The sequence below is a fragment of the Burkholderia sp. Bp8991 genome (genome assembly GCF_003853795.1).
GTDB lineage: Bacteria > Pseudomonadota > Gammaproteobacteria > Burkholderiales > Burkholderiaceae > Burkholderia.
Map to the genome: position 1 here is coordinate 1 of NZ_QTQJ01000030.1, position 21,800 is coordinate 21,800.

Annotated in this window: 17 protein-coding genes and 2 riboswitches; of the genes, 6 read left to right on the forward strand and 11 right to left on the reverse strand. The window is 69.1% G+C overall.

Going from position 1 to position 21,800, the window contains the following annotated elements; all coding sequences use genetic code 11:
• The 11 genes from DIE02_RS27370 to DIE02_RS27420 all read right to left on the reverse strand — a co-directional run.
• On the reverse strand, nt 1-179 hold a 179-nt coding region (locus tag DIE02_RS27370), incomplete at its 3' end, for an ATP-binding cassette domain-containing protein (RefSeq protein ID WP_124529840.1).
• Nucleotides 180-219: 40 nt separating this feature from the next.
• Nucleotides 220-876, reverse strand: a complete 657-nt coding sequence (locus DIE02_RS27375; protein WP_124522730.1) for an amino acid ABC transporter permease — start codon at nt 874-876, stop codon at nt 220-222.
• Complete coding sequence (locus DIE02_RS27380; RefSeq protein WP_124522732.1) at nt 873-1,637, reverse strand: amino acid ABC transporter permease; 765 nt, start codon at nt 1,635-1,637, stop codon at nt 873-875. The genes DIE02_RS27375 and DIE02_RS27380 overlap by 4 nt, the downstream gene beginning before the upstream one ends.
• A 43-nt stretch (nt 1,638-1,680) precedes the next feature.
• Nucleotides 1,681-2,499 carry a transporter substrate-binding domain-containing protein gene (locus tag DIE02_RS27385; RefSeq protein ID WP_124522734.1) on the reverse strand — a complete coding sequence of 273 codons (819 nt, stop codon included), beginning with the start codon at nt 2,497-2,499 and terminating at the stop codon, nt 1,681-1,683.
• Nucleotides 2,500-2,539: 40 nt separating this feature from the next.
• Nucleotides 2,540-3,613, reverse strand: coding sequence for an ABC transporter ATP-binding protein (locus tag DIE02_RS27390; protein WP_124522736.1), 1,074 nt, complete (start codon nt 3,611-3,613; stop codon nt 2,540-2,542).
• 40 nt (nt 3,614-3,653) lie between these two features.
• Nucleotides 3,654-4,496: an ABC transporter permease gene (locus DIE02_RS27395; RefSeq protein WP_124529843.1), complete on the reverse strand. Its 843-nt coding sequence runs from the start codon at nt 4,494-4,496 to the stop codon at nt 3,654-3,656.
• Nucleotides 4,493-5,419, reverse strand: a complete 927-nt coding sequence (locus DIE02_RS27400; RefSeq protein WP_124522738.1) for an ABC transporter permease — start codon at nt 5,417-5,419, stop codon at nt 4,493-4,495. The genes DIE02_RS27395 and DIE02_RS27400 overlap by 4 nt, the downstream gene beginning before the upstream one ends.
• Nucleotides 5,420-5,423: 4 nt before the next feature.
• Nucleotides 5,424-6,521, reverse strand: a complete 1,098-nt coding sequence (locus DIE02_RS27405) for a PotD/PotF family extracellular solute-binding protein (protein WP_124522739.1) — start codon at nt 6,519-6,521, stop codon at nt 5,424-5,426.
• Nucleotides 6,522-6,669: 148 nt separating this feature from the next.
• Nucleotides 6,670-8,142 (reverse strand): aldehyde dehydrogenase family protein, encoded by a 1,473-nt coding sequence (locus tag DIE02_RS27410; RefSeq protein ID WP_124522741.1) that lies wholly within the window; start codon nt 8,140-8,142, stop codon nt 6,670-6,672.
• Nucleotides 8,139-9,833, reverse strand: a complete 1,695-nt coding sequence (locus DIE02_RS27415) for a 5-guanidino-2-oxopentanoate decarboxylase (protein WP_221623424.1) — start codon at nt 9,831-9,833, stop codon at nt 8,139-8,141. The genes DIE02_RS27410 and DIE02_RS27415 overlap by 4 nt, the downstream gene beginning before the upstream one ends.
• Before the next feature lie 331 nt (nt 9,834-10,164).
• Nucleotides 10,165-11,187, reverse strand: coding sequence for an ABC transporter substrate-binding protein (locus tag DIE02_RS27420; RefSeq protein ID WP_124529845.1), 1,023 nt, complete (start codon nt 11,185-11,187; stop codon nt 10,165-10,167).
• A gap of 138 nt (nt 11,188-11,325) precedes the next feature.
• Nucleotides 11,326-11,447, reverse strand: a riboswitch (guanidine-I (ykkC/yxkD leader).
• A gap of 457 nt (nt 11,448-11,904) precedes the next feature.
• Nucleotides 11,905-12,038: riboswitch (guanidine-I (ykkC/yxkD leader) on the forward strand.
• 57 nt (nt 12,039-12,095) lie between these two features.
• Here DIE02_RS27420 and DIE02_RS27430 point away from each other — a divergent pair.
• The 6 genes from DIE02_RS27430 to DIE02_RS27455 all read left to right on the forward strand — a co-directional run bounded on the left by DIE02_RS27430 (nt 12,096) and on the right by DIE02_RS27455 (nt 21,138).
• Nucleotides 12,096-12,851, forward strand: a complete 756-nt coding sequence (locus DIE02_RS27430; protein WP_124489568.1) for an urea amidolyase associated protein UAAP1 — start codon at nt 12,096-12,098, stop codon at nt 12,849-12,851.
• Nucleotides 12,852-12,862: 11 nt separating this feature from the next.
• Nucleotides 12,863-13,519: an urea amidolyase associated protein UAAP2 gene (locus DIE02_RS27435; RefSeq protein WP_044848699.1), complete on the forward strand. Its 657-nt coding sequence runs from the start codon at nt 12,863-12,865 to the stop codon at nt 13,517-13,519.
• Between the two features lie 37 nt (nt 13,520-13,556).
• Nucleotides 13,557-17,147: an urea carboxylase gene (gene uca, locus DIE02_RS27440; RefSeq protein ID WP_124529847.1), complete on the forward strand. Its 3,591-nt coding sequence runs from the start codon at nt 13,557-13,559 to the stop codon at nt 17,145-17,147.
• Nucleotides 17,144-19,141, forward strand: a complete 1,998-nt coding sequence (gene atzF, locus DIE02_RS27445) for an allophanate hydrolase (protein WP_124529849.1) — start codon at nt 17,144-17,146, stop codon at nt 19,139-19,141. Before uca ends, atzF begins: the two co-directional genes overlap by 4 nt.
• A 65-nt stretch (nt 19,142-19,206) precedes the next feature.
• The gene (locus DIE02_RS27450; protein WP_044848741.1) at nt 19,207-20,181 is read left to right on the forward strand and encodes an ABC transporter permease; all 975 of its coding nucleotides are present in this window, start codon (nt 19,207-19,209) and stop codon (nt 20,179-20,181) included.
• A gap of 45 nt (nt 20,182-20,226) precedes the next feature.
• Complete coding sequence (locus DIE02_RS27455) at nt 20,227-21,138, forward strand: ABC transporter ATP-binding protein (RefSeq protein ID WP_044848696.1); 912 nt, start codon at nt 20,227-20,229, stop codon at nt 21,136-21,138.
• The last annotated feature ends 662 nt before the right edge of the window (nt 21,139-21,800 follow it).

The window sequence follows — 21,800 nt, forward strand, 5'->3', positions numbered from 1 at the left end:
ACGAGGATCTCGCCCTGCTGGAACGGCTCGAGGCCGTTCACGGTCTTGATCAGCGTCGACTTGCCCGAGCCGGACGGGCCGCAGACGACGACCACCTCGCCTTTCTTGACCTCGGTCGTGCACTCGGCGAGAACCTGAAACTGGCCGTACCACTTGGAAACGTTGCTGATGGAAATCATGAAAGTCCCTGCATCGTAATGAGGCGCGCGCGGCGCCGGTTCAGCGCGCCTTCGCGACGCGATAGCGGCGCTCGAGCGTGCGCGCATACCACGTCAGCGGGAAGCACATCGCGAAGTACAGCAGCGCGACCATCGCGTAGATCGGAAACGGCTTGAATACCGCGTTGGTGATGATGTTGCCGGTCTTGGTCAGTTCGGTCAGCCCGATGATCGACGTGAGCGCGGTGCTCTTCACCGCCTGCACGAGGAAGCCGACGGTCGGCGCGAGCGCGATCTTCCACGCCTGCGGCCACACCACGTAGCGCAGCCGCTGGGTCCACGTCATGCCGAGGCTGGCCGCCGCGTGCCACTGGCCGTGCGAGACCGCGTCGACGCAGCCGCGCCAGATGTCGGCCAGACAGGCGCTGGCGTTCAGCGTCAGCACGACCGACGCCGCGACCCACGGCGTCACGTCGATGCCGACCAGCGGCAATCCGAAGAAGCCGAGGAACAGTTGCATCAGCAACGGCGTGCCCTGGAACAGTTCGATGTACAGGATCACGAAGCGGCGCAGCGCCGGCACGGGCGAGATGCGCATCGCCAGCAGCGCGAACCCGGCGAGGCCGCCGCCGGCGAACGTGATCAGCGACAGCAGCACGGTCCAGCGCGCGGCGAGCAGCAGGTTCCATGCAATGTCCTGGAAGGTGAATTCGATCATCGCGCACGTTCCGTCGGCAGGTGCGTTTCAGGGGAGCGGGCGCGCCACGTGAAGCGGGCAACCCGCGTGCGCCGCGGTGCGGCAGCCGCGCCGTGGCGCGTGCGACCGGCGAACAGCCGCCGGCCGACGCGATTGAGCAGCATGCGCAGCGCGATCGACAGCAGCAGGTAGATCGCGGTCACGACGATGTAGATCTCGAACGCGCGGAAGTTGCGCGACTGGATGAAGTTGGCCGCGTAGGTCAGGTCGGGCACCGAGATCTGCGACACGACCGCCGAGCCGAGCATCACGATCAGGACCTGCCCGAGCAGCGCGGGGTACACGTTCGCGAGCGCCTGCGGCAGCACGACGTGGCCGAACACCTGCCGGCCGTGCAGCCCGAGCGCCCGCGCGGCCTGCACTTGCCCGTGCGGCACCGATTCGATCCCGGCGCGCAGGATCTCGACCGCATAGGCACCCAGGTTGACTGTCATCGCGAGCACGGCCGCCTGCGCTTCGTCGAGGTGTACGCCGAGTGCGGGCAGCCCGAAGAAGATGAAGAACAACTGGACCAGGAACGGCGTATTGCGGATCAGCTCGACGTAGGACGCGACGAGCGCGCGCGCCCAGCGCGGGCCGGCGAGCGCGATCCACGCGCCGCCGGTGCCGAGCAGGCCGCCGAGCACGGTCGCGGCCGCGGTCAGGGCGAGCGTCACGCCGACGCCGCGCGCGAGCATGCCGGCGTAGAGACCGAAATCGCTGAAGTCGAACACGTAGCTCATCGCGATGCCTTGGGTCGAGCGTGCGGGGCGAAGGCGCTGCGCATCACAGATCGGCCGGCAGGGCAGCGTGCAGCCACTTCTGCGACAGGGTGTTCAGCGTGCCGTTCTTCTTTGCGCCGGCGATCGCGTCGTTGACCTTCTGCATCAGGCGCGGCTCGTTCTTGTTCAGGCCGACGTGGTCGGGCGAGCTGAACAGCGAGAACTTCTGTTCCGGATCGATCGACGGATGACGCGCGATGATCGTGGCGCCCACGTCGTTGCCCACCACCAGCAGTTGCGCCTGTCCCGACAGGAACGCCGCGATCGCGCCGTTCGGGTCGTCGAAGCGCTTGATCGTCGCGCTCGGCGGCGCGACCTTGCTGATGCTCAGGTCCTCGAGCGTGCCGCGCGCGACCGCGACCGATTTGCCGGCGAGATCCGCGTTGCCCTTCACGGCGAGCGACTTCGGGCCGAATACCGCGAGGTAGTACGGCGCATACGCGTTCGAGAAGTCGATCACCTTCGCGCGCTCCGGCGTCTGTCCGACCGACAGCAGCATGTCGGTCTTGCGGTCGGCGAGATACGCCATCCGGTTGTCGCCGGTGACCTGCACGAGTTCGACCTTCGCGTTGAGCGCCTTGCCGATCAGGTTCGCCATGTCGATGTCGTAGCCCTGCGGCTTCATGTCGGGGCCGATCGAACCGAACGGCGGGTAGTCCTCGAACACGCCGATGCGCACGACGCCCGATTTGGCGATCGTGTCGAGCGCGTCGGCGTGCGCGAGCGGCGCGACGGCGGCCACGCCGGCGGCGCAGGCGCAGAGGAGGGCGGTGCGGGCGAGCAGGCGTCGCACGAGGCGGTTGGCTTGGGTCGATGCGTTCATGGCGGGATCCTTGTTGCTGCGTTGGGGAACGAAAGGAAAATCAGACGCCGCGTGCGGCGATCAGCTTGCATGCGTGTGCCGGCAGTTCGGCGGCAACCGGCATGCCGACGTGCAGGTCGGGTGTCTCGCGCGGCGTGGTCGCGGCCGTCAGCGTGAAGCCGCGGCAATCGATGGTCGCCTCGATCGACGCGCCGACGTCGCGCACGAACGTGATCGTGCCGGCGAGCGTGTTCGGCGCGCCCGACGCCGTCGCGCCCGGCCGCACGCATACGTCCTCGGGACGAATCAGCAGGCGCACGGCGTCGGGCGCGCGTGGCGTGTCGGGCGCGCGCCCGATCGAGAGGCGCTGTCCGCCCGGCAGGACGATCGCGTCGTCGCCGTCGCGCGCGACCGGCAGGATGTTGCCGAGGCCGATGAAGTCGGCGACGAATTCGTTGACCGGGTCGCGATAGATGTCGAGCGGCCGGCCGACCTGCTGGATGCGGCCTTTCTCCATCACGACGATCTCGTCGGCCATCGTCATCGCTTCGCGCTGGTCGTGCGTGACCATGATGGTCGTGATGCCGAGCCGTTGCTGCAGCAGCCGGATCTCGACCTGCATCGCCTCGCGCAGCTTCGCGTCGAGCGCCGACAGCGGCTCGTCGAGCAGCAGCAGGCGCGGCGACGACGCGATCGCGCGCGCGATCGCGACGCGCTGGCGCTGCCCGCCCGACAACTGCGTGACGAGCCGGTCGGCCATGTGCGGCAGCTGGATCAGCTCCAGCAGCTCGGCGACGCGCCGCGCCTGCGCGGCCCGGTCCGTCTTGCGCAGCCGCAGCGGGTACGCGATGTTCTGCGCGACCGTCATGTGCGGAAACAGCGCGAGCGACTGGAACACCATGCCGAAGTCGCGCCGGTTGGCGGGCACGTGCGTGAGGTCGCGGCCGGCGAACGTCACCGTGCCGGAGGTCGGCGTGTCGAGGCCGGCGATGATCCGCATCAGCGTGGTCTTGCCGCAGCCGGACGGGCCGAGAAAGCAGACGAGCTTGCCGTCCGGCACCGACAGGTCGACGTGATCGACCGCATACGCCTGGTGGAAGCGCTTGGTCACGTTCTGGAGGATGAGCTGGGTCATGACGGTTCCTTGCATGGTCGAGGGCGGGGCCGTGCGCGCATTAGAGCGCGACGCCCTTGTCGCCGACGAGTTTTTCGAGCATCCAGATCAGCGCGAAGTCGATCGCGACCGTGAACACGGCGAAGCAGAACACGGTCGGGTCGAGCGACGACACGGTGCGGCTGTAGAGCCAGACCGGCAGGGTCATCGTGTCGATGCTGTACAGGAAGAACGTCACCGTGAATTCGTTGAACGACACGATGAACGCGAACAGCATCCCGGCGAGAATCCCGGGCCGCATCAGCGGCAGCACGACGTCGACGAGCGCGCGCCGCGGGCTCGCGCCCATCACGCACGCGGCTTCCTCGAAGTCCGGGCTGATCGACGCAACCGAGGCGGCGCAGTTCTTCACGGTGAACGGCAGCGTCAGGATCACGTGCGCGACCACGAGCCGCACGATGCCGAGCTCGACCGGCAGCGCGTTGAACACGATCAGTAGCGCGAGGCCGAGCATCACGAGCGGATAGACGATCGGCAACGCGACGAGCTGCTCGACGAGCGCCTTGCCGCGGAAGCGGCAGCGCGACAGCGCGTAGGCCGCGGGCACCGACACGGCGGTCGCGATCAGCATCGTCGCGACCGCGACGACGAGGCTGGTCGTCAACGCGGCGCCCATCGACTGCGCGCTGCCCGCATCGGACGACACGAACGTCTGCCAGGCGGCGCGATACCAATGCAGGCTGAACTCGCGCGGCGGGAATTCGAGCGTGCCCGATGCGCCGAACGACATCGTGATCATCGTCAGGATCGGCAGTGCGGCGAGCAACAGCACGAGCGTCGCGAGCGTGCCCGTCGCGCGACCGAGGCGGCCGGGCAGGGGCGTACGCAAGAGCAGGGTATTCATCGGCTCACCTCGCCGGCACCTTGCAGGGTGCGCACGAGGCGCTGGGACACCGCCATCACGACGAGCGTCGCGGCCATCAGCACGACGCCCGATGCCGACGCGGCGGGCCAGTTGAGCAGCGGCGCGACCTGGTCGTGCACGAGCACCGCGAGCATCGGCACGCGTCGGCCGCCGAGCAGCAGCGGCACCGCGAATGCGCTGGCGTTGTATGCGAACACGAGCAGCGCGCCGGCGACGAGGCCGGGCATCGCGAGCGGCAGCGTCACGTGCCGCAGCGTCTGCCAGCGGCTCGCGCCGAGCGTCGCGGCGGCTTCGTCGTATGCGCGGGACACCGCACGCAGCGCGCTCGACAGTGGCAGCACGGCGAGCGGGAACGCGGTCTGGATCAGCCCGAGCAGCACGCCGTGCTCGCGGTACAGCAGTTGCAGCGGCCGGTCGACGACGCCCGAGGCCAGCAGCGCGCGATTGAGCAATCCCGCCGGGCCGAGCATCACGAGCCAGCCATAACCTTGCAGCAGCAGGTTCACGAGCAGCGGCAGCAAGACGCCGGCGAGCATCAGCCGGCGCGCGAGCCGCGATTCGGTGCGCGCCATCGCGAGTGCGACCGGGATCGCGAGCAGCACCGCGCACACCATGCTCTGGAACGCGAGGCGCAGCGTGAGCCACAGCGATTTCGTGAAGTACGGGTCCGCGAGATCGGCGTAGTTCTGCAGCGTGAAGGTCCGCCATTCGTCGCCGGATACGCCGACGCTCATGCGCAACACGGTGAGCGTCGCGGCGGCGAGCACCGCGAGGAACGCGAGGATCGGCGCGAGCAGCAGCCACGGCGGCACGCCGGCCAGCGCGGGCCCGGCGTCCGAGCCGGCGCCGGCCGGTGTGCCGGCGGCCGGCGCCGCGTCGCGGGGGGAGGACAGGGAGGCCATGTCGTTACGCCGCGAAGAGGGCCGTGTAGCGCTTGATCCACGCCGGCTGGACGACGGCGAGCGCCTTGTCGTCGTGCAGCACGGCCTTCTCCGCGATCTGCTGCGGCGACGGCACGAACGCGCGGCTTTCCGCGGGAATCACGGCCTTCCCGTTCACGGGCCCGTTCAGCACGTCGGCCGCCATCCGGCCCTGCACGCCCGCGTCGAGCGAATGGTTGATGAACGCGTGGATCAGGTCGAGGTCGCCCGGATGCGCCTTCGGGATCACCGTGAACATCAGTTGCGTCGCGAAGCCTTCCTTCATTCCGTACGTCACGCCCATCTTGTAGTCGGGCTTGCGGATCTGGTCCGGGAAGAACGCCGGCGAATAGATGCCGCCGATGTCGAGCGAGCCGGTGCGGAACAGGTCGGCGACCTGGTTCGGGTTCTCGCCGAGGGTCATCACGCGATCCTTGAGCTGCGCGAGCTTCCTGAACCCCGGATCGATGTTCTGCTGCGAGCCGCCGGCCAGCTTCGCGGCGATGATCGCGAGGTCGACCGCTTCGGCCCACTCCGGCGGCGGCAGGAACAGCCGCCCGGCATATTTCGGATCCCACAGTGCCTCGTAGCTCGACGGCGCGCTCTTCACGGTCGCCGTGTTGTAGATCAGCCCGTCCGACCACAGCAGGTAGCCGATGCCGAAGCCGTTCGCGCCCGTGCGGTATTGCGGCGCGACGTCCTTCAGGTTCGGCAGCCGGTTCAGGTCGGGCTTCGCGAGCAGGCCGGCGTCGGCGAGGCCGGCCGCGCCGACGCCCGCGAGCGTGATGACGTCGTAGGTCGGCCGCTCGCCCGCGGCCTTGACCTTCGCGACCATCCCCGACGTGCCGTCTGCGCGATCGGCGATCACGCGCGCGCCGGTCTGCTTGCTGAAGGTTTCCGCGATGTTGCGCAGCGCGGCCGCGCCGGTATCGTCGGACCAGGTGAGCAGGCGCAGCGTCTTGCCCGCGAAGCTTCCCGACTGAGCCTTCGCAGTCCTGATGAACGGCATCGGAATGGCGGATGCGGCGAGTGCCGTGCCGAGGGTTTTGATCACCTGCCTTCTGCCCGCCTTGAAGTGTTGCATGGCCGTCTCCTGATGAACGATGCCGGGTGGTTCGATGCCGGTCGCCGGATGGCGGCGCGGGTGTGGATGAACTGTAGGGAGGTCAAATTTCCGCAACAAACGAAATATCCGCATGCGCGCCATGACATAAACGCATGGGTCGCCGGCCTCAGCGGGCCGCCGTCATGACCTGCTTGATCTCCTGGAAGGCGGCCAGTCCGAACGGGCCGAGCTCGCGCCCGACGCTGCTGCGCTTGTAGCCGCCCCATGAGGTTTGCGGATAGATCAGTTGCGGCGTGTTGATCCACACGACGCCCGCCTCGAGCGCATTGGCGACCCGCCTGCCGCGCGCCGCGTCGCGCGTGACGACAGTTGCGACGAGCCCGTATTCGGTATCGTTGGCGGCCGCGATCGCGTCGTCCTCGGCGTCGAACGCGCGCACGCACAGCACCGGCCCGAAAATTTCGTCGCGCCATAGCGCGCAGCCGGCCGGCACGTCGGCGAACAGCGCGGGGCGGATGAAGTAGCCGGGGCCGGCGAGCGCGTCGCCGCCCGTCACGAGCCGCGCGCCGTCGGCGCGGCCCTGTGCGATGTGGCGCTTCACGCGTTCGTATTGCGCGCGGTTCGTCAACGGGCCCATCTGCACGCCGGGTGCGAACGGCGGGCCGACGACGGTCGTCTCGATCCGTTGCGCGAGGCGCGCGATCAGGTCGTCGGCGAGCGGGGCGGCCACGAGCACGCGCGAGGTCGCCGAGCACATCTGCCCGGCGTTGAACAGGCCGCCGCCCGCGATCAGTTCGACCGCGTGATCGAGGTCGGCGTCGTCGAACACGACGATCGACGATTTGCCGCCGAGTTCGAGACCGACGCCCTTGATCGTGTCCGCGGCCGTCTTCATGACCTGCGCGCCGACTGCCGTGCTGCCGGTAAACGACACCTTCGCGACGAGCGGATGCGCGCACAGCCGGGCACCGACCTCGTGGCCGGTGCCCGTCACGACGTTCAGCACGCCGGGCGGCAGGCCCGCTTCGGCGACGATCGCGGCGAGTTCGAGCTCGGGCAGCGGTGTGATCTCGGACGGCTTCAGCACGACGGTGCAGCCGGCGGCGAGCGCGGGCGCGAGCTTCCATGCGGTCGTGACCATCGGGAAATTCCACGGCACGATCAGCGCGGCGACGCCGGCCGGTTCGCGCCGGATCCACGCGCGATGGTCGCCGCCGGGCAGCGCGATCTCGGTTTCGCCGTCGGTGTCGAGGGTATCAGCGAGGCCCGCGTAGTAGTCGAAGGTGGCGATCACGTCGGCGACGTCGATCTCGGCTTCGGCGAACGGCTTGCCGTTGTTGAGCGACTGCAGTGTCGCGAGCCGCGTGCGCCGTGCGTCGACGCCGCGCGCGATGGCACGCAGCAGCGCCGCGCGTGTGGCGCCGGTCGTGCGTTTCCAGTCGCGAAACGCGCGCGAGGCGGCTTGCACGGCATGCTCGACGTCTGCCTCGCCGCCCGCGCTGACGTCGGCGATGACCATTTCCGTCGACGGGTCGACGACGGGCAGCGTCGCGCCGCCGACGCTCGTGCGCCACGTGCCGTCGATGAAGTGGCGCGTGTGCAGCGGCGGATCGAACGCGAGATCCGGTGTCGTGCTCATCGCCGCACCTGTTCGAACCAGGTTGCCTCGTCGATTTCGATCACGGTCGGCATCGGACGTGCCGTCGCATCGCGCAGCGCGTCGGCCAGCGCGTCGGGCGTCGCGGCCGCCTGCGCCGCGCAGCCGAAGCCGCGTGCGAGCGTCTGGAAATCGGGCGTATACGGATCGACGCCGACCGGCGTGATGTCGCGCTCGACCATGTATTTGCGGATCTCGCCGTAACCGCGGTTGTTCCAGACGATCACGATCACCGGCACGCGAGCCTCGACCGCGCTCGCGAGCTCCGGCAGCGTGAACTGCAGGCCGCCGTCGCCGATCAGGCACACCACGGGCCGCGCAGGCGCGGCGAGCTTTGCGCCGATCGAGGCGGGCAGCCCGTAGCCGAGCGTGCCGTAGCCGGTCGACGAGTTGAACCAGCTGCGCGGTGCCGGCGCATCGTGCGTGAAATTGCCGACGTAGACGGGGCTCGTCGAATCGCCGGCGATGATCGCGCCGGGCAGCGCGGTGACGATGGTGTCGATCAGCCGTGCCTGGGCACGCGCGGCGCCGTCGTGGCCGGCCGCGATCGCGGCACGCACGGCGGCCACCCGCGACGCGCCCCAGCCGGGCTCGGGTGCCGGCGCCGGCCGTTCGTGCAGGCGGGTCGACAGCGCGCCGAGCGCCAGCCGCGCATCGCCGGCGATGGCGATTTCGGCGCGCGCGTTGCGCATCAGCTGTTGCGCGTCGATGTCGATGCGGATCAGCCGGCCGTCGATCGCGAAGCCGCCGTCGAACGTGACGTCGTAATCGGTTTCGCCGAGTTCGGTGCCGACCGCGAGCACCACGTCGGCCTCGCGGATCGCCGCGCGCGTGGCCGGTAGCGACTGGGTGGAGCCGATCAGCAACGGGTGGCCGGCCGGCAGCAGGCCCTTCGCGTTGATCGTCAGCGCGACGGGCGCGTGCAGGCGTTCGGCGAGTTCGCGCAGTTCCGTCGCGGCGTGGATCGCGCCGCCGCCGGCCAGGATCAGCGGCCGCCGGGCCTGCGCGAGCAGGTCGGCGGCTGCCGCGAGCGCGTTCGCGTCCGGCGCGGGGCGCGCGGGCAGCGCGAGCGGCGCGGCGGGCAGCGCGGGCGCCGGCATCACGATCACGTCGAGCGGGATCTCGATATGCACGGGCCGCGGACGCGCGCTTTCGAACACCGCGAAGGCGCGCGCGAGGACCTGCGGCAGGTCGGCCGCGTCGAGCAGCGTGTGCGAGAACGCGGTGAGCCCCGCGAACACGTCGCGCTGCGACGGCAGCTCGTGCAGGCGGCCGTCGCCGCTGCCGAGCTCGCGCCGCGCGTTGACGCTCGAGATCACCAGCATCGGAATCGAGTCCGCGTAGGCCTGTGCCATCGCGGTCGCGATATTGGTCATCCCCGGCCCGGTGATGATGAAGCAGACGCCCGGCCGGCCGGTGACGCGGGCATAGCCGTCGGCCATGAATCCGGCCCCCTGTTCGTGGCGCGGCGTCACATGACGGATCGACGATGCGGCGAGGCCGCGATAGAGCTCGACGGTATGCACGCCGGGAATGCCGAACACGCATTCGACACCCTGGCGTTCGAGAAGATCGACGAGCGCTTCGCCGCAGGTGCGGGGGCGCGCATGGAACGGTGCCGCCGTGGCCGCGCAGGCCTCGGCAATGCAGGAGACAGGGGCGGGATGGTTCATGGATCGTGACGTGCCGATTGGGAGGGGGAGTGGCCCGTACCGCAAGCAACGGGCATGAAGCGGATTGTCGGGGTCGATCGGCGCTGCCAACAATCGATTAGTTTTCATGCAGCGCATGAGCGCCGTGCATGGCGGCGTCGAGGCTTGCCGACGGCCCGACGCTTGCCGCGGCGAGCGGTCGGCATGCGCGGGAACCGTTCGGCCCGCGCACGATTCCCGCGTCCTGCTGCTTCACTCTCCATCGGGTACGCGCGTGCCCGGATGTTCGTGGTTGGCGGGCCGGACCCGTCAACGGCATGCCCGGCCCGGCCTGCAGGCGAACCCGCGACGGTCAGTGCGGCGCGGTGAAGCGCGGATCGATATACGCGTCGACGTCCTGCGACTGTTTGTACACGGCGTTACGCACGTTGAACGCATTCGCGTTGCGCGTCGAGCCATAGATCGAGTCGAGCCCGTCGCCCTTGCGGAACGCACGCTTCGCGGCAGCCTGGTCGAGCAGGTGCGTGCCCTTCAGCAGCGGAAGGTATTGTTCCGGCGCGAGCCCGACACGCGCGGACATGATCCTGACCGCGTCGGCCTGCGTCTTCGGGTCGTTGATGTACGCGACGCAGCGGTACCAGACCTTGACCACCTTCGCCCAGTCGGCCCGGCGCGCGGCGAGGCTCGCGGGCGCAACCGTGATCGCATCGTAGATCAGCCCCGGCGCATCGGCCGACGTGAAGATCGCCCGTGCGCCCGGTGCGCGCTTCAGCGCCTCGCCCGCGTTCGGCTGCCAGGCGGCCACCGCGGCGATGTCGGACGACGAGCCGAGCACCTGCGGCAGTTCGTTGGTTTTCGCATTCACGAGCGTGACGTCGCCGTCCTTGAGCCCGTGCTTCTGCAGCGCGGTTTCGAGCAGCAGGTGATCGACCAGGCCGAGCTCGACGCCGACCTTCTTGCCCTTCAGGCCTTCGACCGTGCGCAGCGGCGGCTTCGCGACGATCATGTCGTTGCCGGCCGAATAGTCGGTCAGCAGGATCATCACGTTCTTCGCGCCGGCCGCGCCGGTGACGAGCGCATCGCCGTTGGTCGCCGCGACCGCGTCGAGCTTGCCCGCGGAAAACGCGTCGAGCGACGCCGAATAATCGAACCATTCGAAGTCGACGTCGACGCCGGCTTCCTTGAACCAGCCCTTGTCGAGCGCGACCTGGAACGCGACCCAGCCGGGCCAGTCGCTGTAGCCGATCTTCAGCGGCGCGGCCGCGTGCACGGCGGGCGCCGTCAACAGCGCGGCGGCCGTGACGGCGGCCCCCAGTGCATGACGGACGAAACGGAGGGACGGCAGGCGGCGGAGCGCCAGGGCGGGACGGGTCATCGTTGTTCTCCAGGAGACCGGGATCGGGATCGTCGATTCGGACCGCGCCTGTGCGCGGTCCGGCCGCGTGGCCGGTTCCTGCGGATGCGGAACGAACGAAGCGGCCACGGAGAGGCGCGACGGCCGTTGCCATCGCCAATCTCCCGGGCTTTTGTCCCGCCGTGTAGCGCGGGTGCGTCCGGTCTCGCGATCGGACGCACCCGCGCCGGGCTGCTCTCGGACCAGACGTTCGATGAACCGGAACCCTAGCACCCCTAAGATGCGACGCTGCCGCACCTCTCGGCGTCATGCCGAGCGAGAAGCGTGCCAATGGCACGCGGTCACGCGATTCAACGGCGCCGCGCGGCGCGCTGAAGTTCGATGAAGCGGGCGGAGAACAGCGCGCTCAATGCGCGCCGGAGCAGGTCGAGCTTGTTCATGACGCGTGAGATATCGAGTGACGATGCATCCGTTCAGCAATGCCCATGCCATTGCCGAACGCGCGGCGCAGGTGCGCGCGATCCGCACTGCGCCGGTGCGCGATCGCATGCGCATGGTGCGCCGCACGCCCGCTGCGAGGGCAAGCCGTCGTCGCCGCCGATTCGTGCATGCCGCGGGTCGGCGCGCCGTCGTGCCGCGTCGTGCGGTCGTTGCGCGGTCGTCGTGTGGTCGTTGCACGGCGGCTGGCACGCAACTCGCTAGATTGACGCTCGAGAGGTGCGAAGCAATTTGCATCATCTTCAGGATCGCTAGGGTTCCGGTCGTGCGGCGTTCGCGCCGCGCGATGACTGGTCCGAGAGCAATCCGGTCTTGCGTTCGCCTCGATTCGAGGAAACGGCGAGGCTCCACGGAGGGATAAAAGCCCGGGAGGTCGCGATGTCGTTCGGTCGCCCTCTCACGCCTTTTGTCCAACCCTCCACGGAGCCGCCATGTCGCCGAGCCCCCAAGCCCTCCTTGCCCCGCCGCCGCACGTCGTGTGGGAAACGCTGATTCCCGCAGGCACCCACTGGTCCGGCATCCTGCGCCGCGGCCTCGCGCTGCGCCTCGTCGACGTCGACGGCGGCGCGAACCTGTCCGCCGTGTTTCATCGCCAGGAAGACCCGCTCGAACGCTACAACATGGCCGATACGCTGAAGGCGCAGCACACCGCGCATCTCACGCGCGGCCATGCGCTGTACACGGACATGGGGCGCGTGATCGCGTCGATCACGGCCGACACGCTCGGCTGGCACGACCCGCTCGGCGGTGTCGGCGATGCGCGCTTGTTCGCGCACAAGTACGGCACGAGTTCGTACCAGGCCGATCGCAACGCGATGATCCGCAACGGCCGCGACAGCCTCGTGCTCGAGCTCGCGAAATACGGACTGTCGGCGCGCGATCTCGCCGCGAACGTCAACTTCTTCAGCCGGCTCGACACGCGCGACGACGGCACGCTCGATTTCGTCGCCGGACATTCGCCGGCCGGCAGCGCGCTCGACCTGCGCTTCGAGATGAACACGCTCGCGGCGTTCTCGACCGCGCCGCATCCGCTCGATCCGCGTACCGACTATGCGCCGAAGCCCGTGAAGCTGATCGCGTACCGCGCGTATCCGGCGGACGGCGCCGCGCCCGAGGACGACCCGTGCCGGCGCGCGTGCGCCGAGAACATGCGCGGCTTCACCAACACCGACCGCCTGTTCGCGTAAGGAGCCGGACCATGCCGATCATCGAAAGCCGTCTCGACCCGCGCGACGCGATCCACGACACCACGCTGAACGCGGGCGAACCGTGGCTGCACGACCTGAAACGCGGCCAGGTCTTCCGCATCCTCGACCTGGAAGGCAACCAGGCGGTCGACACGTTGTTCTACCGCACCGACGACACCGAGGAGCGCTACAGCGCGCAGGACACGATTCGCGCGCAGCGCAACCTGTACCTGAGCGCGGGCAGCGTGCTGCTGTCCAGCCGGGGCAACCCGATGGTGACGATCGTCGCCGACACGTGCGGGCGCCACGACACGCTCGGTGGCGCGTGCGCGGCCGAGAGCAACACCGTGCGCTATGCGCTCGACAAGCGCTACATGCACAACTGCCGCGACAGCTTCCTCAACGCGATCGCGCACTGCACGTGCGGCGCGGGTGCGCGGCTCGGCAAGCGCGACCTCGTCGGCAACGTCAACTTCTTCATGAACGTGCCCGTCACGCCGCTCGGCGGGCTCACGTTCGAGGATGGCATTTCCGCGCCCGGCAAGTACGTCGAGATGCGCGCGGAGATGGACGTCACGGTGCTGATCTCGAACTGCCCGCAGCTCAACAACCCGTGCAACGGCTACAACCCGACGCCCGTGCGCCTCACGATCTGGGAGGCCGAATGAACCTCGCCCACGCTCGCCATCGTTCGCGGGAGGCCGCATGAGATTCGCCAAAGTCCTCGTCGCGAACCGCGGCGAAATCGCATGCCGCGTGATCCGCACGCTGAAGCGGCTCGGCATCGCGTCGGTCGCGATCTATTCGGACGCCGATCGCGACGCGCGTCACGTGGCGCTCGCCGACGAAGCCGTGCGGGTCGGGCCGGCGCCTGCGGCCGACAGCTACCTGAACGTCGCGGCGATCCTCGCCGCCGCGCGCGAGACCGGCGCGCAGGCCGTGCATCCCGGCTACGGCTTCCTGTCCGAGCATGCGGGCTTCGCCGATGCATGCGAAGCGGCGGGCCTGCGCTTCATCGGCCCGCGCGGCGATCACATGCGCGCGTTCGGCCTCAAGCACACCGCGCGCGCGCTCGCCGCCGCACAGGGCGTCGCGCTGTTGCCGGGCACGGGCCTGCTCGACGACGTGGCGACGGCGCTCGCCGAAGCCGGCACGATCGGCTATCCGGTGATGCTGAAAAGCACCGCGGGCGGCGGCGGGATCGGCATGTCGCTCTGCCGCGATGCCGCGCAGCTCGAGGCAGCGTTCGAATCCGTCGTGCGGCTCGGCAACGCGAACTTCGCGCATGCGGGCGTCTATCTCGAGAAGTTCGTCGAACACGCGCGGCACATCGAAGTGCAGATCTTCGGCGACGGCCGGGGCGGCGCGATCGCGCTCGGCGAACGCGATTGCTCGGTGCAGCGCCGCAACCAGAAGGTGATCGAGGAAACGCCCGCGCCGGACCTGACCGATGCCGAGCGCGACGCGCTGCACGCGAGCGCGGTGCGGCTCGCCCGCGCGGTCGGCTACGCATCGGCCGGCACCGTCGAATTCGTGTTCGACGCGAACGCGCGCCAGTTCTATTTCCTCGAGGTGAATACGCGCCTGCAGGTCGAGCATTGCGTGACCGAAGCGGTGACGGGCGTCGATCTCGTGGAATGGATGATCCTGCAGGCCGAAGGCGACCTGCCGCCGCTCGACACGCTCGCGGTCGCGCCGCGCGGCGCGAGCATCCAGGTGCGGCTGTATGCGGAGGATCCGCACAAGCAGTTCCTGCCGAGCGCCGGCCTGCTCACGCACGTCGCGTTTCCGGACGACGTGCGCGTCGACGGCTGGATCGAGGCGGGCACCGAGATCAGCGCGCATTACGATCCGCTGCTCGCGAAGCTGATCGTGCGCGGCGATACGCGGCGCGACGCGCTGGCCGCATTGCAGGCCGCGCTCGCGCGTACCGAGCTGTACGGGATCGAGACCAACCTCGACTACCTGCGCGCGATCGCCGGCTCGGACACGTTCGCGCGCGGCGCGCCGACGACGGCATTCCTGTCGCGCTTCGCGTTCGCGCCGCACACGATCGACGTGCTCGACGGCGGCGTGCAGACCACCGTGCAGCAGGCCCCGGGGCGCGTCGGCTACTGGAGCGTCGGCGTGCCGCCGTCCGGGCCGATGGACGATCGCGCGTTCGACCTCGCGAACGCGCTGCTCGGCAACGCGCGCGACGCGGCCGGGCTGGAATTCACGATGGTCGGCGCGACGCTGCGCTTCAACACGGCGACGCTGTTCGTGCTCGGCGGCGCGCCGCTCGCGGCCACGCTCGACGGCGAGCCCGCGCCGTTCTGGCAGGTGCTGCGCGCGCGGCCCGGTGCGGTGCTCAAGCTCGGCGGCGTGACCGGCGCGGGCGTGCGCGCATGCCTGGCCGTGAAGGGCGGGCTGCAGGTGCCCGACTATCTCGGCAGCAAGGCGACCTTCACGCTCGGCCAGTTCGGCGGCCACGCGGGGCGCGCGCTGCGCAAGGGCGACGTGCTGCATCTGCACGCGGACGCGGGGCGCGGCGACGCGGGCGCGACGCTGGCCGCGGCCGAGGTTCCCGCGCTGACGCACGCATGGACGCTCGGCGTGCTCGACGGTCCGCACGGCGCGCCGGACTTCTTCACGCCCGACGACATCGCGATGCTCTACGGCACGCAGTGGACGGTCCATTACAACTCCAGCCGCACCGGCGTGCGGCTGATCGGCCCGAAGCCGCAATGGGCGCGGGTGGACGGCGGCGAGGCGGGCCTGCATCCGTCGAACATCCACGACAACGCGTATGCGATCGGTGCGGTCGATTTCACCGGCGACATGCCGGTGATCCTCGGCCCCGACGGCCCGAGCCTGGGCGGCTTCGTGTGCCCGGTGACGGTCGTGCGCGACGAGTTGTGGAAGCTCGGGCAGTTGCGCCCGGGCGACACCGTTCAGTTCGTGCGCGCCCGCGTGTCGCCCGCGCCTGCTGCCGCCGCGGTCGTGCCTGCGGCTTGCGCCGGCGCGCCGGACGATTGCGTGCTGCATCGCGATCCGGCGGCCGGCGGCGGCATCGGCGTGGTGTACCGGCGCTCCGGCGATCGCAACGTGCTGGTCGAATACGGGCCGCTCGTGCTCGACCTGAACCTGCGCTTTCGCGTGCATGCGCTGATGTGCTGGCTCGACGCGCACCGGCTGCCCGGCATGCTCGACCTGACGCCGGGGATTCGTTCGCTGCAGGTGCAGTTCGACGCGCGGACGCTGCCGCTCGCCACGCTGCTCGCGCATCTGCAGGCAGCCGAGCGCGAACTGCCCGACGTGGCCGACATGCGCGTGCCGAACCGCATCGTGCATCTGCCGCTGTCGTGGGACGACCCGTCGACGCGCATCGCGATCGAGCGCTACATGCAGTCGGTGCGGCCCGATGCGCCGTGGTGCCCGAGCAATATCGAGTTCATCCGGCGCATCAACGGGCTGGCGAGCATCGACGACGTCAAGCGCATCGTGTTCGACGCGCGCTATCTGGTGATGGGGCTCGGCGACGTCTATCTCGGCGCGCCGGTCGCGACGCCGATCGATCCGCGGCACCGGCTGGTGACCACGAAGTACAACCCCGCGCGCACCTGGACGCCGGAGAACGCGGTCGGCATCGGCGGCGCGTATCTGTGCGTGTACGGGATGGAAGGGCCCGGCGGCTACCAGTTCGTCGGCCGGACCGTGCAGATGTGGAACCGCCACCGCACCACGCGCGAATTCGAAACCGGCAAGCCCTGGCTGCTGCGCTTCTTCGACGAGATCCGCTTCTACGAAGTCAGCGAAGCCGAGCTGACCGCACTGCGCGCGGATTTCATCGCGGGCCGTGCGGCGCTCGAGATCGAGGAATCCGTGTTCGATCTGGGCGCATACAACCGCTTCCTGCGCGACGAGGCGGATTCGATCGCGACGTTCAAGGCCGCGCAGCAAACCGCGTTCGAAGCCGAGCGCGAGCGATGGCGGGCGGCCGGGCAGGCGGAATACGTCGGCGAAGCGGAGCCGGGCGACGGGCAGGCGGCGCGCGCGGCGGGCGTGCTCGACGACACGCAGCGGGCGATTGCCGCGGACGTGTCGGGCAGCGTGTGGAAGGTGCTGGTCGAAGCCGGCGAGCGCGTGACCGAAGGACAGGTCGTCGCGATCGTCGAGTCGATGAAGATGGAGGTGGCGGTGACGGCAACGGAAGACGGCACGATCGAGACGATCGATTGCGCGCCGGGCGCGGCGGTGGTGGCCGGCCAGCGGTTGATGGTGATGCGCGCGGGTGCTGCCGAGGAGGTCGCATGAACACGACGGAACGCTCCCTCCTGCCCGGGCTGCGCTCGATTGCCGCGCTGCGCGCGCGCTATGAAGCGGGCGACCTGACGCCGCATGCGCTCGTCGACGCGATCGCCGCGCATTTGGACGCGGGCGACCCGCATCACGCGTGGATCCGGCCGCTGTCGCGCGCGGAGATGACGCGGTATGCCGACGCGCTCGCCGGGCGCGACATCGCGACGCTGCCGCTGTACGGCGTGCCGTTCGCGATCAAGGACAACATCGACCTCGCGGGCATCCCGACGACGGCGGCCTGTCCGGCTTATGCGTACACGCCCGCACGCAGCGCGCCCGTCGTCGAGCGGCTGATCGCGGCCGGCGCGATCCCCGTCGGCAAGACCAATCTCGACCAGTTCGCGACCGGGCTCTCGGGGCAGCGCTCGCCTTACGGCGCATGCCGCAATGCGCTCGATCCGCGCTATGCGTCGGGCGGGTCGAGTTCCGGGTCGGCGGTGGCGGTCGCGCTCGGCGTCGCGACCTTCTCGCTCGGCACCGACACGGCCGGCTCCGGGCGCGTGCCGGCCGCGTTCCACGGCCTCGTCGGGCTCAAGCCGACCCGCGGCGTGGTGAGCACGCTCGGTGTCGTGCCGGCCTGCCGCTCGCTCGATTGCGTGTCGGTGTTCGCGCACTCGCCGGCGGATGCGCGGGCCGTGTTCGACGTCGCGCATGGCGTGACCGAAGGCGATCCGTACGGGCGCGCGTGGCAGCCGCTGCCGGGCGCCAACGGACTGCGCGCGCATCCGGGGCGGCCGCTCGCGCAACTGCGCTTCGGCGTGCCGCGTGCCGATCAGCTCGAGTTCTTCGGCGACGAATCGTATCGCGCGGCGTGGGGTACTGCGCTCGAACGCCTGCGCGCGACCGGCGCGCGGGTCGTCGAGATCGACTTCGGCCCGTTCCTGGCCGCCGCGCGGCTGCTGTACGAAGGCCCGTGGGTGGCCGAGCGGCTCGCCGCGATCGGCGCATTCGCCGCGCGGGAACCCGATGCGCTGCATCCGGTGATCCGCGAGATCGTCGGCGGTGCGTCGCGTTTCAGCGCGGCCGATGCGTTCGCGGCATTCGACCGGCTCGCGACGCTGCGCGTCGAGGCCGATCGCGCATGGGGCGGGCTCGATGCGATCGTGATGCCGACCTCGGCGACGACCGCGACCGTCGACGCGCTCGAAGCCGACCCGATCGGCGTCAACTCGCGCTTCGGCTACTACACGAATTTCGTCAACCTGCTCGACCTGTCGGCGATCGCGGTGCCGGCCGGCACGTGCGAAAGCGGACGGCATGCGGGTTTGCCGTTCGGGATCACGTTCGTCGGCCGCGCGCACGACGATGCGCGGCTGCTGGATCTCGCGCAGGCGTGGGTCGGTGGCGCCGTCGCGGGCGGCGATGCGGGCGGCGATGCGGGCGTCGGCGATGCGGTTGTCGGCGATGCCGGGGCGTCAGCGCCGGCGGCGCCTGCGTCCGGCGCATCGTCCGGTGTGTCGTCCGATGTGTCGTTTGGCGCATCGTCTGGCGTGTCGTCCGATGTGTCGTCGGGCGTGTCGTCCAACGCGTCGTCAGGTGTCGTGCGCGTGGCCGTCGTCGGCGCGCATCTGCGTGGCGAGCCGCTGAACGGGCAGCTCACGGATCGGGGCGCGCGTTTCGTCGCCGCGACGACGACGGCCGCCGCCTATCGCCTCTACGCGCTGTCCGCGGCGGCCAGCGGCGGCGTCGCCAAGCCGGGCCTCGTGCGCGTGCCGGACGGTGGCGCGTCGATCGCGGTCGAGATCTGGGAGATGCCGGTCGATGCCTACGGCAGCTTCGTCGCCGGGATTGCGGCGCCGCTCGGCATCGGCACGCTGGCGCTCGCGGACGGCTCGCGGGTGCAGGGTTTCCTGTGCGAAAGCGCGGCGCTCGACGATGCGCAGGACATCACGCGCTTCGGCGGCTGGCGGGCCTACCGCGCCCAGGCCGCCGGCGGCGCATTGCAATGAACGCCCGGTCGCGCGTGGCCCTTGGGCGGCGCGCGACCGGCACCCGCAACGATACGGAGATTCCCATGTCAATGACCCGCAACACGACCGGCTGGCTGGCCGTGCGCCGCGAACTGACGACGCGCGGCAAATGGACGCTCGGCCTCGCGTCGTTCCTGCTGCCGTGCGCCGTCTGGTGCCTGATCAGCTATGTGCCGTTCGTCTGGCATCCGCAGATGCGCATCACGAATCCCGGGAGCGTCGACTATTTCCAGGCCGGCATGCAGATCGACCGCGACGTGTTCGACGACGAGCTCGCGCATGCGCGTGCGACGCACGCGGCCGTGCCCGAAGGCGTGCGCGCGAACCCGGTCTACCTGCCCGCGCCGCACCAGGTGCTGCGCGCGTTCTACACGGCGTTCACGACGCCGCCCGCATCGCGCGACGGCGTGTGGCTGCACGAGAGCCTGTGGCACAGCATCCGGATCATCTTCTGGGGCTTCGTGATCTCGTCCGCGATCGGCGTGCCGCTCGGCATCGTCTGCGGCACCTTCAGTGCGCTCGCGCGGCTGCAGGAGCCGTTCCTGGAGTTCTTCCGCTACCTGCCGGCGCCGGCGTTCGGCGCGCTGATGGTCGCGATTCTCGGCATCTACGACGCGCCGAAGATCGCGATCATCGTGATCGGCACGCTGTTCCAGCAGGTGCTGATCATCGCGAACACGACGCGCAAGCTCGAATACGGGTTGTTCGAGGCCGCGATGACGCTCGGCACGAAGAAGCTGAAGCTGCTCACGCACGTCGTGATTCCGGGCGTGCTGCCGGACCTGTATCGCGACCAGCGGATCCTGCTCGGCTGGGCGTGGACCTACCTGATCGTCGCCGAACTCGTCGGCACGAGTTCGGGCATCACGTGGTACATCAGCCAGCAGGCCCGCTACCAGCATTTCGACAACGTATACGCGGCGATCCTGATGATCGGGATCATCGGCCTCGGCACCGACATCGTGCTCGGGCTGCTCGGCCGCAAGCTGTTTCCGTGGGATCGCACGCTGAAGGCGTGACACCCGTCGACGCGCATCCATCGACCGATTTTCGCAGAGGGCATCATGCAGAATCCGCAGACCGTTCCCGATTACCTGATTCAATCCGACGCGGTGCGCGAGCGCTTCGCGCGGCTGAAAACCCGCGACGTGATTCTCGACGTGCGCCATGTCGGCAAGCGTTTCGCGACGCCGCAGGGCGAGTGCGTCGCGCTCGACGACATCAGCTTCCGCACGCACCGGCGCGAGTTCGTGTGCGTGATCGGCCCGTCCGGCTGCGGCAAGTCGACGTTGATCCGCATCCTGGCCGGGCTCGACGCGCAGACGAGCGGCGAGGTGCTGCTGGACGGCAAGCCCGTGCAGGGGCCGGGCGCCGACCGCGGGATGGTGTTCCAGGGCTATACGCTGTTTCCGTGGCTCACCGTGAAGAAGAACGTGATGTTCGGCCTGCGCATGAACGGCAGCAGCAGCGGCGAGGCCGAGCGCGAGGCGCTGCAGTGGCTCGATCTCGTCGGGCTGACGCGTTTCGCCGACGTGTATCCGCACCAGTTGTCGGGCGGAATGAAGCAGCGCGTGGCGATTGCCCGCGCGCTCGCGAACCGCCCGCGGATCCTGCTGATGGACGAGCCGTTCGGCGCGCTCGACGCGCAGACGCGTGCGCGGATGCAGACCCACCTGCTCGACATCTGGCGCAATATCGACGTGACGATCCTGTTCATCACGCACGACCTCGACGAGGCGATCTTCCTGGCGGACCGGATTCTGGTGCTGAAGGCGAACCCGGGCGGCGTGCAGGAACTGATCGAGGTGCCGGTACCGCGACCGCGCGATTATGCGCAGGTCAATACGCCCGAGTTCATTGCAACGAAGGCGCGGCTCGAAGCGCTGATCCATCCGAAGGAAGCGGTGGCCGCGGACGACGAAGGCGTCAAGCCGCACATGATCCGGATGACGGACGTCGCGGACAATGTCGAGTAGCGGGGGAGCCGGGCGCGCGTGCGCGCCCGGGATCTCGTACCGGGCGTGATCCGTGCGACTGCATGACGGGATCCCGGCCACGCACGAGTGCGAACATTTGTCGTCAGTCGTTTTGCTGCGGATTTTTTCTTGATCTATCGCGGTGGAATGCGAGATGAAATAATGCCGTTACACGTGTGGTTCGGTAATGGCGAAGTTGGGCGCGATTCGCGCAAGTCTTTTTGTTTCTGTTTTTGCGTGAAATGCGAGATTCAATTCAAATATATGCGCATCAAGGTCGCGCGTTCGTCCCGGAAAATGGCGGCGTTAATAAAAATATTATTGAAACGCTGAAATACTCCTTATTGGGTCTGCGCCCCGCCTGACGCGTGCTTGCCGCATTTGAACCGCGCTCCCGCGTATCCGGCGAAGGCTTCGCCCCGGGTGCGCCGATTTTGCAGTATTGAAAATCGTGTGAAATATCGATTCAATCCGGAATATTGTTTTCGAAAATTGATGTCCTTATAAAAAATAATCGAGAACTGTCAGCATTTACAGGTTCATTGGATTAACCGCTCGATGTAAATTCGAGTCGCGGGACAAATTGATGTTTTCAAGGTTTCGTGCGAATCGATCACCCGATCGGTGATCGAAGGTCGCATGGAACGGTGTCCACGCACCGG